The sequence below is a fragment of the Saccharopolyspora sp. NPDC002376 genome, from assembly GCF_053593195.1.
This window is the reverse complement of the sequence record NZ_JBSFBZ010000064.1, coordinates 1-12,917: the sequence shown is the minus strand read 5'-3', so window position 1 is coordinate 12,917 and position 12,917 is coordinate 1. Positions and strand designations below refer to the sequence as shown.

Annotated in this window: 13 protein-coding genes and 1 pseudogene; 7 read left to right on the top strand and 7 right to left on the bottom strand. The window is 68.8% G+C overall.

What is annotated here, in order from left to right; genetic code table 11:
* Nucleotides 1–47: 47 nt before the first annotated feature.
* Together ACWCO2_RS31080 and ACWCO2_RS31075 are read right to left on the bottom strand one after the other, a co-directional pair.
* The gene (locus ACWCO2_RS31080) at nt 48–110 is read right to left on the bottom strand and encodes a putative leader peptide (protein ID WP_450131378.1); all 63 of its coding nucleotides are present in this window, start codon (nt 108–110) and stop codon (nt 48–50) included.
* A 60-nt stretch (nt 111–170) separates the two neighbouring features.
* Nucleotides 171–545 carry an MmcQ/YjbR family DNA-binding protein gene (locus ACWCO2_RS31075; RefSeq protein ID WP_450131349.1) on the bottom strand — a complete coding sequence of 125 codons (375 nt, stop codon included), beginning with the start codon at nt 543–545 and terminating at the stop codon, nt 171–173.
* A gap of 297 nt (nt 546–842) precedes the next feature.
* On the opposite strand from ACWCO2_RS31075, the gene ACWCO2_RS31070 reads away from it, so the two are divergent.
* On the top strand, nt 843–1,058 hold the full coding sequence (locus ACWCO2_RS31070; protein WP_450131348.1) for a zinc finger protein: 216 nt from the start codon (nt 843–845) through the stop codon (nt 1,056–1,058).
* Nucleotides 1,055–1,273 (top strand): hypothetical protein, encoded by a 219-nt coding sequence (locus tag ACWCO2_RS31065; protein ID WP_450131347.1) that lies wholly within the window; start codon nt 1,055–1,057, stop codon nt 1,271–1,273. Before ACWCO2_RS31070 ends, ACWCO2_RS31065 begins: the two co-directional genes overlap by 4 nt.
* Before the next feature lie 16 nt (nt 1,274–1,289).
* Here the strand turns inward: ACWCO2_RS31065 and egtD are convergent, their stop codons facing one another.
* From egtD to egtA, 4 genes are read right to left on the bottom strand one after another with little or no spacing between them, the layout of a single operon-like run.
* Nucleotides 1,290–2,261 carry an L-histidine N(alpha)-methyltransferase gene (gene egtD, locus ACWCO2_RS31060; protein ID WP_450131346.1) on the bottom strand — a complete coding sequence of 324 codons (972 nt, stop codon included), beginning with the start codon at nt 2,259–2,261 and terminating at the stop codon, nt 1,290–1,292.
* Nucleotides 2,258–3,013, bottom strand: a complete 756-nt coding sequence (egtC, locus tag ACWCO2_RS31055) for an ergothioneine biosynthesis protein EgtC (protein WP_450131345.1) — start codon at nt 3,011–3,013, stop codon at nt 2,258–2,260. Before egtC ends, egtD begins: the two co-directional genes overlap by 4 nt.
* A 3-nt stretch (nt 3,014–3,016) precedes the next feature.
* Nucleotides 3,017–4,342, bottom strand: coding sequence for an ergothioneine biosynthesis protein EgtB (gene egtB / locus ACWCO2_RS31050; protein ID WP_450131344.1), 1,326 nt, complete (start codon nt 4,340–4,342; stop codon nt 3,017–3,019).
* Between the two features lie 18 nt (nt 4,343–4,360).
* Entirely contained in the window at nt 4,361–5,593 is a 1,233-nt protein-coding gene (gene egtA, locus ACWCO2_RS31045; RefSeq protein ID WP_450131343.1) for an ergothioneine biosynthesis glutamate--cysteine ligase EgtA, read from the bottom strand.
* A 208-nt stretch (nt 5,594–5,801) separates the two neighbouring features.
* On the opposite strand from egtA, the gene ACWCO2_RS31040 reads away from it, so the two are divergent.
* The 3 genes from ACWCO2_RS31040 to ACWCO2_RS31030 all read left to right on the top strand — a co-directional run bounded on the left by ACWCO2_RS31040 (nt 5,802) and on the right by ACWCO2_RS31030 (nt 10,155).
* Nucleotides 5,802–6,413, top strand: a complete 612-nt coding sequence (locus ACWCO2_RS31040) for a TetR/AcrR family transcriptional regulator (protein ID WP_450131342.1) — start codon at nt 5,802–5,804, stop codon at nt 6,411–6,413.
* A gap of 44 nt (nt 6,414–6,457) precedes the next feature.
* Nucleotides 6,458–8,539 (top strand): FUSC family protein, encoded by a 2,082-nt coding sequence (locus ACWCO2_RS31035; RefSeq protein WP_450131341.1) that lies wholly within the window; start codon nt 6,458–6,460, stop codon nt 8,537–8,539.
* A 101-nt stretch (nt 8,540–8,640) separates the two neighbouring features.
* Complete coding sequence (locus ACWCO2_RS31030; protein WP_450131340.1) at nt 8,641–10,155, top strand: alpha/beta hydrolase; 1,515 nt, start codon at nt 8,641–8,643, stop codon at nt 10,153–10,155.
* 98 nt (nt 10,156–10,253) lie between these two features.
* On the opposite strand, the gene ACWCO2_RS31025 is transcribed toward ACWCO2_RS31030, so the two are convergent.
* On the bottom strand, nt 10,254–11,729 hold the full coding sequence (locus ACWCO2_RS31025) for a peptide MFS transporter (RefSeq protein WP_450131339.1): 1,476 nt from the start codon (nt 11,727–11,729) through the stop codon (nt 10,254–10,256).
* A 253-nt stretch (nt 11,730–11,982) separates the two neighbouring features.
* Here ACWCO2_RS31025 and ACWCO2_RS31020 point away from each other — a divergent pair, with 253 nt between their 5' ends.
* Nucleotides 11,983–12,543: a TIGR03086 family metal-binding protein gene (locus ACWCO2_RS31020; RefSeq protein WP_450131338.1), complete on the top strand. Its 561-nt coding sequence runs from the start codon at nt 11,983–11,985 to the stop codon at nt 12,541–12,543.
* A gap of 194 nt (nt 12,544–12,737) precedes the next feature.
* Nucleotides 12,738–12,917, top strand: a pseudogene (locus tag ACWCO2_RS31015) (hypothetical protein); the annotation flags it as partial.

Here is a 12,917-nt window from a genome sequence, read left to right as displayed (position 1 = left end):
GAGGAAAGTGCGGGGGTGCGACGCTCAGCGCGCGCGGCGAGTACGGATCAACAAGCCGAAGCGGTCACGCGGACGAGATCGACGTAGCGGCGAGCAACCAAGTGGATCACGCCCCGAAGCGTAATGCCTAGGCAACGCGGCGCAAGCACTGTTCACTAGGTGGGATCGGCTCAGCCGCGTTCGCTCAAGCCGCGCCAGCGCAGCTTCTCCTGCTCCCGCTTGGGCAGTCCGGCGACGACGAGGTCGTAGGAGTCCTCGATCATGTCCCGGACCAGCTCGTCCGGGACCGAACCGTCGAGCAGCACGGTGTTCCAGTGCCGCTTGTTCAGGTGGTACCCGCCGGTGATCGCCGGGTAACTCATGCGCAGCTGCACGGCCAGTTCCGGCTCGCACTTGAGCGACACTCGCAGTGGTTCGGCGCCCAACCTGCTGATCGCGAAGATCTTGCCACCGATCTTGAAAACGCTGTTGTGCTCGTCGAACGGGAACTCCTCGCGCGCACCGGTCATGCGCAGACAAGCGGCTTCGAGCTCCTGCGGCGTCATGCCGAGAACCTATCCGACCGCGATATAACGCGCGTATACCCGGCGCATGCCGGGGTGTAGCCTTGATCTCGCTGGCCGCGCGCCGAGGCACCTCCCCCCAGTGGCCAACGCGCGCGGCCAGCTTCACGGCCATTCTCACGGCGATCACGCAACGTGCACATTCGTCTGATCACTACGCCGTCCGAGTGGCCACCAGGTCCGTTTTGTCCGTGATCGTTGGGCCGAACGGGTCAACGTCGATGGATTGCTCGTCACCGATTCCGCGTGGACCAGTCTCAATCCGCGGAGGTGGGGAGAATGATCCAACTCGAACATCACTGGCAGCCGGCCGGCCAGCACTGCCACGCGATCGACGGGACCGTGCCGTCCGGACAGCACCACGAGGGCGAGCTGATCACGACGCTGTGCGGGAAGCAGATCGACGCCGCCGAACCAACGGCGTTGAACTGGTTGTGGCCGACGTGCGGGGATTGCCTGCGGGCTGCAGAGCGAATGCCGGGGGGCCCGTCATGAACAGAACCGTGGCCGTCCGGTACACGTTCGGCATAGTCGGCGAAACCCGCCGCGAGGCGCACCTGGCGACCACGCCGGGCACCGGGATCCCGGCCGAGTGGATGACCTTCTGCGGCGTGGAGATCCCCGCGAACCAGGCGGAGGTCTCCGAGAAACCAGCCGGGATGCCCTGCGTACGCTGCCTCGCCGGCGTCACCCGCTCGATCACGTCGTGAGAGCCCATCCTTCAACTCATCGCGCCACTGCCAGGGACAGGGCGAAGTCGCCGGCGTCGTCGAGCCACCAGTGCCGCAGCTCGAACCCGGCGGCGGTGAGCTCGTCCTGGACTCGTTCCCGCCGGAACTTCGCCGAGATCTCGGTGCGGATCTCCTCGCCCTCGTCGAAGTCGGCGGTCAGCGCCAGATCGGCCAGCTCCACGCGCATCGGCCGCTGGGCGCGCAACCGCATCTCGATCCACTCCTGCTCGGCGTTCCACAGCGCCACGTGCCGGAACGCCCCGGGGTCGAAGTCGGCGCGCAGTTCGCGGTTCAGCACGCGCAGCACGTTGCGGTTGAACTCCGCGGTCACCCCTAGCGAGTCGTCGTAGGCGCTGACCAACCGGCCCGGGTCCTTCACCAGATCCGTGCCCAGCAGCAACCATTCCCCCGGTCGCAGCGCGGAGCGGACCGAGGTGAAGAACCCGGCTCGTTCGGCGGGCAGCAGGTTGCCGATCGTGCCACCGAGGAACGCCACCAGCCGATCAGTACCCGCATCCAGCGCACCGAGCCCGCTGGTGAAGTCGTCGACCACACCGCGCACGAGCAGCTCCGGGTAGTCCAGCGCGATGGCATCCACTGCGGCCAGCAGCGCGGAAACCGACACGTCCAGCGGCACGAACCGGCGCAGCGTCCCGTGCTTGCGCAGGGCGTCGAGCAGCAGGCGGGTCTTCTCCGACGATCCCGATCCGAGCTCCACCAGCGTGGCCGCGCCGGTGGCCTCGGCGATGTCCATCGCGTTGCGCTGCAGGATCTGCTGCTCGGCCCGGGTCTGGTAGTACTCCGGCAACGTGGTGATCTGCTCGAACAGCTCGCTGCCCTCAGCGTCGTAGAACCACTTGGGGGACAACCACTTCGGCTCTTCGGTCATCCCCTCGCGAACGTCGGCGCGCAGCTCGCGGGCCGCGTCCTCAGCGGTGAATCGCACGATCAGTTCCGGTTCGCTCATCGCTCCCCCATCTCGGCCAGCGGCCGCACCTGAACGTCGTCGACATCTGCGACGACCACATTCCGGTCCGGGACTTCGCGCCACCCGACCCGCGCGCCGAACGGTTCGGACGCGACGGTCACAGCGGTGGAGCCCTGTCGCACCCACAGCGAGTGCGTCCACGTCGTGGCCACCAACCGGGTTCCGTCGCTGAGCAGCAGGTTCAGCCGCGAATCCGGTGCTGCAGCGACCACCTCGCCGACCAGGTCCGACACCGCCACCGCGGGCTCGGCCCCGGCGAGGAGCCGCTGCCGCAGCACCGCCCACAGCAGCGCCGAGTCGGTGACAGCCTCCAACGTCAGCAGGTCGACCACTTCCAGCCGCGCGGCCAGCTTGGCCACCGAGTCAGGCCAGCCGCTGACCCGCCCGTTGTGGCTGAACAGCCAGCTGCCGTCGGTGAACGGCGCGCAGGCACCGGGCACCACCGGCATCCCGATGGTCGCCGAGCGTACTGCCGCGACCACCGCACCGCTGCGCACTTCGCTCGCGGTGTCCCGGAAGGACTGGTCCGTCCACATCGGAACCGCCGAGCGGTAGCGGGCAGTGGAGCCGTCCGCCCGGTACCAGCCGACGCCGAAGCCATCAGCGTTGATGGTGCCGCCACCGCGCATGTCGGCGGGCGCCCACGTCTGCTCCAGCAGCGAGTGCTCGGGTTCCAGCAGCAGGTCGGCCAGCGCGACCGCCGGTCCCAGGTATCCCACGTGTCGGCACATGGTTCAGCCGTGCTCCCCCGCCCGCGGGGTGCGGGCGCAGCGGAACCCGGCGAAGATCTGCCTGCGGATCGGGTAGTCCCAGTTGCGGAAGGTGCCCCGGCAGGCGGCCCGGTCGGTGCCGAACGAACCACCGCGCAGCACCTTGTACTCGGGACCGAAGAACACCTCCGAATACTCGCGGTACGGAAACGCCGCGAACCCCGGGTACGGCAGGAAGTCGGTGGCCGTCCACTCCCACACGTCACCGATGAGCTGCCGCGCGCCGCAGGGCGCAGCACCGGCCGCATAGGCTCCGGCGGGCGCTGGCTGCAAGTGCTGCTGACCGAGGTTGGCGTGCTCCGGGCCCGGATCGTCGTCGCCCCACGGGTATCGCAGCGACCGGCCGCTGCTCGGGTCGAAGCGCGCCGCCTTCTCCCACTCCTGCTCGGTGGGCAGCCGCTTTCCGGCCCACGCCGCGTAAGCCTCGGCCTCGTGGAAGCTGACGTGCACCACAGGTTCCGCTTCCGGCACCGGTTCGACATGACCGAAGCGGCGGCGCAACCACCGGTCGCCGTCGCGCTGCCAGAACCGGGGCGCCTGCAGCTCGGCGCGCTGCCGGTACGTCCAGCCCGCCTCGCTCCACCAGTGCGGGTCGGCGTAGCCACCGGCGCCGATGAAGGCCAGGTACTGGCCGTTGGTGACCGGTGCGCTGTCGAGGTAGAAGTCGTCCACGTGCACCTGGTGCGCCGGGCGTTCGTTGTCCAGCGCCCACGGCTCAGTGGAAGTGCCCATGGTGAACGGGCCGCCGGGCACGAACACTTCGGACGGCAGGACGTCCACATCGGATGGTGGCGGTTCGGCGGTCAGCGCGGGTGCTCCGCTGCGCAGCTGGTGGGTGGCCAGCATCGTCTCGTCGTGCTGCTGCTCGTGCTGCACGATCATGCCGAAGGCGAAGGCCTGGTCGACCAGCCGCCGTCCCTCCAGCGGGGTGCGCTCCAGCAGGTCGAAGACCTTGTCGCGCACCGTTCCGACGTAGTCGCGGGCCTCGGCCGGTCCCAGCAGCGGTAGCCGCGGGCGGTCGGAGCGGGCGTGCTGGAAGGCGTCGTAGAGGTCGTCGATGTCCGGGCGGATCGCCTCGGCTCCCCCGACGTCGCGCACCAGCCACAGCTCCTCCTGGCTGCCCACGTGCGCCAGGTCCCACACCAGCGGGGACATCAGCGGCGAGTGCTGCTTGACCAGGTCCTCGTCGTCGACGGAGTCGGTCAGCTCGGCGCTGCGCTGCCGGGTGCGCGCCAGCTCCGCGGCCACGTGCGCGCGCAGGTCTTCATCGCTCAGTTCTGCCAGGTTCACCGGATACCTCCGCAGTGATCAGCGATCGCCGGTCGCGGCGATGCGCCGCGCCACGAAGTCGGCCAGCTGACCGGACAGCCCCGCCGGGACGTCCGGCCCGTCGAGCAGTCGGCAGGCCAGCTCGAAGACGTCCTCGGCGACGTGCGCCAAGGTCCGGTCGAGCAGGCCGTGCCGCGCCGCGTGCACCCAGCGGCCCACCGCCGGGGACGTCAGCGCCAACACCTCATCCACAGTGGACTCGTCGCGGAACAGCGCGATCAGCGCCGCGGCCGGGAGCATCCAGCCGTCGCCGGGCTGGGCGTCCAGGTAGCGGACCTCCAGGTAGCCGCGCGGCCGAACCGGCGGGAACACGGTGGTGAGGTGGTAGTCGAGGTCGTCGTGGGTGGGCGGGTCCGGCAGGGTGCCGTGGATCCACTCCGCGAAGCTGATCCCGCTGGGCACCGTCCAGTCGTCGCCTTCACGCCGCCGGCAGACCAAAGCGGTGTCCAGTACACGCCTGGCCCAGCTCCCGGCCGGATCGGCGGTGATCGAGCCCGGACGGGTGCGCGGCGGATCGGTGCGCAGCAGCGCGCGGGTGCGGGTCGACACCCAGCCGGTGCGCTCGCCGAACAGCTGCGGTGAATTGGCGAAGGTCGCCATCATGACCGGCCCGAGCGCGTGCAGCGCGGCCCAGCGAGCGGCCACCCGATCCGGTTCACCGGCGTCCAGACACACCTGCACCCCGGCGGTGCTGCACATCATCAACCGGCCGTCCAGACCGATGCGGTCGAAGGCGGTTTCCATCGCCGCATAACGCGGCACCCGCAGGATCCGCCGGGGATGCCGACACGGGTCAGTGCCCTGCTCGCCGAGCACCAGACCGGCACGGCCCAACCGGCGCGCCACGTGCGCGGCATCGGCGGCGACCACGGTGAACAGCGAGCGCATGGAAGTCGTGGGGAGGCTGGAGACCTCGACCTGGCCACCGGGTTCGACGGTGAGCACCGAACCGTTCGGCAGCGTGCGGTGCGGGCTGTCCGGGACCAGGGAGCGGGGCGCGTGTTCGCCGAGCGCGTCGATCAGCGTCGCGGCGTCGAGCGGTCGAGCTGGGTCGTCCTGATGGTGCACGGTCCATTCGAGTTCGATGCCCATCAATTTCGGTGGGCCGTGCTTGAAGCACACCGAGGCGACGTAGGCCTCGGCCTCCGCTCTGGTTCGAACGCGGGAGGTCGGGAAGTCAGCGGCGGCAGGATCGATCGAGACCGGCAACATGATCACCGTCCGTAATTGGCCGGTCACCGACGCTACCGCGCCCCCTTCATGGTCGCGACCCTTGTTCTCGATCGCGCCAAGTGTTAACAGGATTCGGGTTTTCCAGGGTCCATCCACCTGATCGGACGCGTGCCCGATCAGTGGGAGCTATATAGCAAAACGTACGTACGGATTGCAATCCTCTGGTGCGTCCTGGGACGATCAGGATATGCCTCGGGTCAGCCAAGACCACCTCGACGCCCGGCGCCGTCAGATCCTCGACGGCTCCCGGTCGTGCTTCGCGCGCTTCGGCTACGAAGGCGCCACCGTGCGCCGCCTGGAAGAAGCCACCGCGCTCTCCCGCGGAGCGATCTTCCACCACTTCAAGGACAAGGAGTCGCTTTTCCTCGCCCTCGCCGAGGACGACGCGACCCGGATGGCCGACGTGGTGGCCGAGCAGGGTCTGGTGCAGGTCATGCGCAACCTGCTCAACGCCTCCAGCACCGGCGCTCCTGCTCTGGGCGCGGACTGGCTGGGCACCCGGCTGGAGGTCTCCCGGCGACTGCGCACCGACGAGGAGTTCCGGGAGCGCTGGGCGCAGCGCTCCGAGCAGCTGACCACCGCCACCCGGGCGCGTCTGGAGTGGCAGAAGCAAGCCGGCAACCTCCGCGACGACGTCGACATCGACGTGCTGACCGCCTACCTGGAACTGGTGCTCGAGGGCCTGCTCTCGCACCTGGCGATGGGTCTGCCCGCGCAGCACCTGACCCCGGTTCTGGACCTGGTCGAGGAGAGCGTCCGGCGCCATCGCGCGCGCCCGCTGAGCGGAGATCCGGCGTAATCTCGCAGGCCTGATCGGCTGAGCGCGAAGGAGCCCGCGGCGCTATGTGGAGCGAGTGGTGGAATCGCTTCCTCGCCTCTGACCCGTCCATGCGCAGGCTGCGCACCGCGACGCGGGTCACCCTCTCGGTCGCGCTGACCATCGCGGTCCTGCTCCCGGTGCTGGCCTGGTGGGGTCAACCGCTGCCGCTGGCGATGCTCGGCGCCGTGGTGGCGATCAACTCCTCGCTCGGCGTCAACGATCCGCATCGGCGCCAGCAGCAGATCACCACCCTGCTGATGCCGCTGCCGGCGACGGCCGCGCTGCTGCTGGCGATCCTCACCGCGCGCTGGCCGCTGGTGCACGTCCTGGTGTTCCTGGTCGTGATCTTCGTGGCGGTCTACATCCGCCGCTTCGGCCCGCGGTTCTTCCCGCTGGGCATGGTCGCGTTCATGGGCTACTTCTTCGCGATGTTCCTGCCCCCGAAGCTGGCTCAGCTGCCCGCGCTGTTCGCGGCGGCGATCGCCGGTGCGCTGGCCGCGTTCGTGCTGCGGTTCCTGGTGCTGCGCGACTATCCCGAAGGCGTGCTCGAACGCGGTCGCCGGACGATGCAAGCGCAGGTGCACGGCCTGCTGCACGCCGTTCGGGACGTCGCCGAACAGCCCGAATCGGTGGCGCGGCGGCGCGAGCTGACCAATCGATCGGTGCGCCTCAACGAGACGTCGCTGATGTTGGAGAACGCCGTCGGCCAACTCGACTCGCTCGACGAAGCAGGTCGCGACCGCCTGCGCCAGCGCATCCTCGACGTCGAGCTCGCCGCCGAGAACCTGCTCACCCCGCTGCTGCGGCTGGTCGACCACCCCAGCGGCGGCGACACCGTGCCGCAGGCGGTCGGTGCGCTGCTGGCGGTGCTGCACGCCGACCCGCAGGACCTCCGGGTGGCCACCCGGAGCGTAGCCGAAGGGATCGAGCAGCAGGGCTCGGTGGCGGTCGCGATGGCGGTGCGACGGCTGGGCACCTGCCTGGCCGAGCTGTCCGACGCCACCGGCGAGCTCGACGAAGACCGCGCCGAGCCCGAACCCGAACCCGCCGAGGACTCGGATGCCGAACCCGCTGAACCGGTCGAAACCGGGTTGCAGCGCCCAGAAGTTCGGATGGCCGTCCAGGTCACCTGCGCGACGGCGCTGGCGATCGTGTTCGGCCAGCTGGTCTCGCCGAACCGGTGGTACTGGGCGGTGATCACCGCGTTCGTGGTGTTCATCAGCACCAACAGCCGCGGCGAACTGCTGGTGCGGGCGTGGCAGCGCACCGCGGGCACGGTGCTGGGCGTGGTGGCCGGGATCCTGGTCGCCGCGCAGATCTCCGGGAACCTGGCCGCCGAGATCGGCATGATCCTGATCTGCGTGTTCCTCGGTTTCTACTTCGCCGGTTTCTCCTACGCGGTGATGACGTTCTTCATCACCACGCTGCTCGGCGCCCTCTACGGCATGCTCAGCATCTTCGACGCCACCGTGCTGGAGACCCGGCTGTGGGAGACCGCCGTCGGAGCCAGCGCGGGCGTGCTGGCCTCGGTGTTCGTCCTGCCCACTCGCACGCGGTCCCTGGTGCGCACCAACACGGAGGACTTCCTTCTGGCGCTGCGGGACTTCCTGCGCGGCACCGGGACCGAGATCAGCGAGCGGGGCGAGGTCACCGGACTGCAGGAGTCGATGCGCGAGCTCGACGACGTCCTGCAGAAGGTCGTCCGCAGCACCCGGCCGCTGACCTCCTACCGGCTGCGGTCCCGCCGCAGCCAGGTGCAGCGGACCGTGACGATGATCAGCGGCTGCGCCTATTACGTGCGCAACCTGGCGGTGGCGCTTTCGGCCACCGCGGACATGGTCGACGACGACACCCGCACCCGCCTGTCCGAGCTGCTGTGGGCGCTGGCCGACGCGGTGGAGTCGATGACCGGCGAAGCGCAGGTGGACTTCACCTCAGCGATGGACTCCGCGCACCGCACAGCCGACGAGCTTCACGACATCGCCGAGTCGCTCACCGACGGCCCGACCTCGCTGCACCGCACGATCCGCTGGCTCGACCGCACCACCCAGATCATCGAAGACCTCGCCCGCGAACTCGGCACCGCAGCAGAACAGCGCGTTTGAACACCTCCGGGGAATCCCGAAACGGCGAGGTGCCGGGACCCGCGGCAGCCGATCGAATACGCTCCGGATCATTCCGATTCCGCTCCGTGAGGAGAACTTCAGTGAAGCGCTCGTTCGCACTCGGTCTGGCCGGTGCCGCAGTGCTCGCCAGCACCGCGGTCACTGGGACGACCGCGCAGGCCGCACCGGGCCTGCAGTTCGGGCCGTGCCCGGAAGACGTCAGCAAGCCCTACCCGCAGCTGCAGTGCGCCGAACTGCAGGTCCCGCTGGACTACCGCGACCCGTCCGGCGAGCAGCTGCGACTGCTGGTCTCCAAGCAGCCCGCGCGCAAACCCGAAGCCCGCCGCGGATCGCTGCTGATCAACCCCGGTGGCCCCGGCGGTCCGGGCGTTGGCTTCGCCGGATCGCTGGCCGCCCAGCTGCCCGCCGCGGTGCTCGACAACTACGACCTGATCGGCTTCGACACCCGCAACGTCGCGCACAGCACCCCGATCAACTGCGTCGACCCGGGCACCTACTGGAAGACGCCGCTGCCCGACCCGGACGCCCCGCAGGCCCGCGAGCAGAACTGGCAGCGCGCCCAGCAGTACGCCGACGGCTGCCAGCAGCGCGCCGGGAAGTACCTGCCGCACCTGAACACGCCGACCAACGCCCGCGACGTGGACCGGATCCGGGAAGCCCTCGGCGAGCAGAAGATCAGCTACCTCGGCTACTCCTACGGCACCTACCTGGGCGCGGTGTACGGGCAGCTGTTCCCGCAGCACGTGGACCGGATGATCTTGGACAGCATGGTCAACCCAGACACCTCGGAGATCTGGTATCGCAACAACCTCAACCAGGGCATCGCTGCCCAGGAGCGGGTGGGTTTGTACTTCGACTGGATCGCCCAGCACGACGACGTCTTCCACCTGGGCACCGAGCGCGGCCAGGTGCAGGCGGCGTGGGACGGCGTGCAGGCCGAACTGCGCAAGGCGCCCCACGGCAAGCTCGGCCCCTCGGAGTTCATCGACCTCACCTTCAACGTGCTCTACGGCGAGACCTCCTGGAAGCCGCTGGCCGAGGGGCTGGCCGACTTCCACCTCCGCAACGACGACAAGAAGCTCGTCGACCAGGTCAAGCCCAAGGACGAGCTGGCGGAGAACGGCAACGCCATCTACAACGCGGTGGAGTGCGCGGACGCGCCGTGGCCGACCCGGCAGCGCGAGTGGGAGCGCGACTCCGAGCGGCTGGCCGACGACTACCCATTGGCCGCTTGGTACAACAGCTGGACCGTGGCGCCCTGCCGGTTCTGGCAAGCGCCCCGGCAGGAGCCGCTGAAGATCACCGGTGCCGGCCTGCCGCCGGTCCTGCTGTTCAACTCCGAGCACGACGTGGCCACCCCGTACGAGGGCGCGCTGGAGATGCACCACTCGCTGCCGTCCTCGGTGCTGGTCACCGAGCGGGACGCGGGCAAGCACGGGGTGTGGGCGCTGGCCGGCAACGCCGAAGCGGATCGCATCGGCACCGACTACCTGGTCAACGGGACGCTGCCGTCCGACGACGTGGAGATCCCCGGGCACCCGGCGCCGGACCCGACGGCCCCGGCGACCAAGCAGAAGACGCTCGACCTGCCGTGAAAGCGCGGAAGGCCGGGCCCGAATCCGGACCCGGCCTTCCGCAACGCGAACGGCTCAGTGCCTGTCTTTGATACGCAAACCAGCCGTCAGACAGGTACTCAGAGCACGCCGTGCATCTTGCGCTTGATGCTCTTGGAGAAGACCAGGAGCAGCGCGGCGCAGCCGATGGTGGCCAGACCGACGATGCCGAAGTAGATCTCCTGGTTTTCCACCGAGTACGCCTTCACCAACTGGGCGCCCAGGCCCTGGCCCATCGCCGGGGCCAGGAAGTACAGGCCCATGGTCTGGGAGGTGAAGACCTTCGGCGCCAGCTTGGTGCTGGCCGACAGGCCCACCGGGGAGAGCAGCAGCTCACCGACGGTCATGATCACGAACACCAGCGCCAGCATCAGCGGCAGGTGCTTGTCCTCGCCGACGACGACCTTCGACAGCACGACCCACAGGAACGCGACGCCGACGAAGAACAGGCCGCCGACGAACTTCTGCGGGGTGGTGGGCTGACGACTGCCCAGCTTCATCCACAGCGCGGCCATCACCGGCGCGAGGATGATGATCGCCAGCGAGTTGATCGACTGGAACCACGAAGCCGGGACCACGAACCCGAGGACGTTCAGGTCGGTGTCCGCCTCGGCCAGGTTGGCCAGGGTGTTCGGCTGCTGCTCGAAAAGCAGGAAGAACAGCGCGGTGGCCAGGAACAGCGGGATGTAGGCGATCAGCCGGTCGCGCTCGACCTTGGTGATCTCCTTGCTCGACAGCATCACCGCGAAGTAGATGATCGGCAGCACCGCGGAGATGATGCTGACGACGTTGACCAGGCCGTCCAGGCCCAGCACACCGCTCACCGACATGCCGCCGAGCACCGCGATGAACAGCACGGCGATGCCGATCGCGCGGCCCAGCACGCGGCCCTTGTGCGCCGCGGGCAGCGGGTTGACGGGCTTGAGCCCGACCGAACCGAGGTTCTTGCGGCCCAGCGAGTACTGGACCAGACCGATCGCCATACCCACCGCGGCGGCACCGAAGCCCCAGTGCCAGCCGACCCGCTCACCGAGCGTGCCGGCGACGAACGGGGCGAGGAAGCCCCCCAGGTTGATGCCCATGTAGTAGATCGAGAAGCCGGCGTCGCGACGTACGTCGTCGTCGCTGTAGAGGCCACCGACCAGGCCCGACACGTTCGGCTTGAGCAGACCGGTACCGATGGTCAGCAGCACCAGGCCGAGCACCACCGTGGAGGCACCACCGGGCAGGGCCAGGCAGATGTGGCCGAGCATGATGACCACGCCGCCGTAGAACACCGCTGCCTGCGAGCCCATCACGCGGTCGGCCAGCCAACCACCGACCACACCGGTCATGTACACCGAGGCGCCGTAGATGCCGACCACCGACAGCGCGGTGGATTCCGGGATTGCCAGACCGCCGTCGGCGATCGAGGCGTACAGGAAGTAGGCGAGGATCGCCCGCATCCCGTAGTAGGAGAAGCGCTCCCACATCTCGGTGAAGAACAGCGTCGACAGGCCACGGGGGTGTCCGAAGAACCCCTTCTGCGGTGCATCCGTAACCGTGGGTGAACTCACGATCACGTCCTCTCGTTGACCAGGCGGCGATGGCCGCCTTCGGTTGGTGCCAGCCGGTGGTTACCGACACGTAGAAACTTGTTCGGCAGGTTACGACTCCCCCAAGTGGCCCAGACCACCGGGGCGTAAACCCGCCTCGCCGCGCACGACGCACGACGGCGATCGAGCCACACTGAGGGCCGTTAGCTGCGGGTCAGCCAGCATCTGAGAACGTTGCGGTGACCTGATTCACACCACTACGCCAGGAGGAATCGTGCAGCTGTTGACGGCTCACCGCACCGCGATGGCGGAATTCGACGCTCGGGTGCAACGCATCGAAGCGGAGCAATGGGACAACCCTACGCCGTGTTCGGAGTGGAACGTCCGCGACCTGCTGAATCACCTCGTCGGCGAGCAGCTGTGGGCACCGTGGTTGCTCGACGGCGCCACCCTCGACGAGGTCGGCGACCGTTTCGACGGCGATGTGCTGGGCAGCGATCCGATCAGCGCGTGGACCGAAGCCGCCGACGCGGCGCGGCGGGCGTGGGACGCGCCGGGCGCGACCAGCGGTGAGGTGCATGTCACCGGCGGAGTCATCCCGGCCGAGGACTACGGCTGGCAGATGACCGCGGACCTGGCAGTGCACGCTTGGGACTTGGCCCGCGGTATCGGCGCTGCTGAGCAGCTGAACCCCGAGCTGGTGGCGGAGCTGCACACCGTGTTCGCCCCGCAGGTACAGGCTTGGCAGGACCTGGGAATCTTCGCCCCGCCGCGCGAAGTTCCTGCGGGCGCCGACGAGCAGACGAGGCTGCTCGCGCTGCTCGGCCGAGCGTGACGCTGCTTGTGTTCTCCTTGCCACGCAATCGATCACGGTACAATCGGGCTCGTATCTTTCCCTTTTCGAGGAGTGACGGCTTCAGTGCCTGCGGCACAATCCCCCGACGGGGGTAGTACCGAGCCGGGTTGTTGTCCCGGCGTTTCTGATCTTGCGCGCGGCTGCCCGCGGGGTGGCCGGTGATAGAAATCTTGATGGCCGTTCTCGGCCTTGCACTCGTGGGTGTGCTCACCATTGGCACGGGTCTGGCGGTGGCTGCCGAGTTCTCGTTGACCTCGCTGGAGCGCAGCACTGTTGATGCCCACGTCAATGCGGTGGGTGACAAGCGCGCGAAGGCCGTGCAGCGGGCGCACCGGACGTTGTCGTTCCAGCTC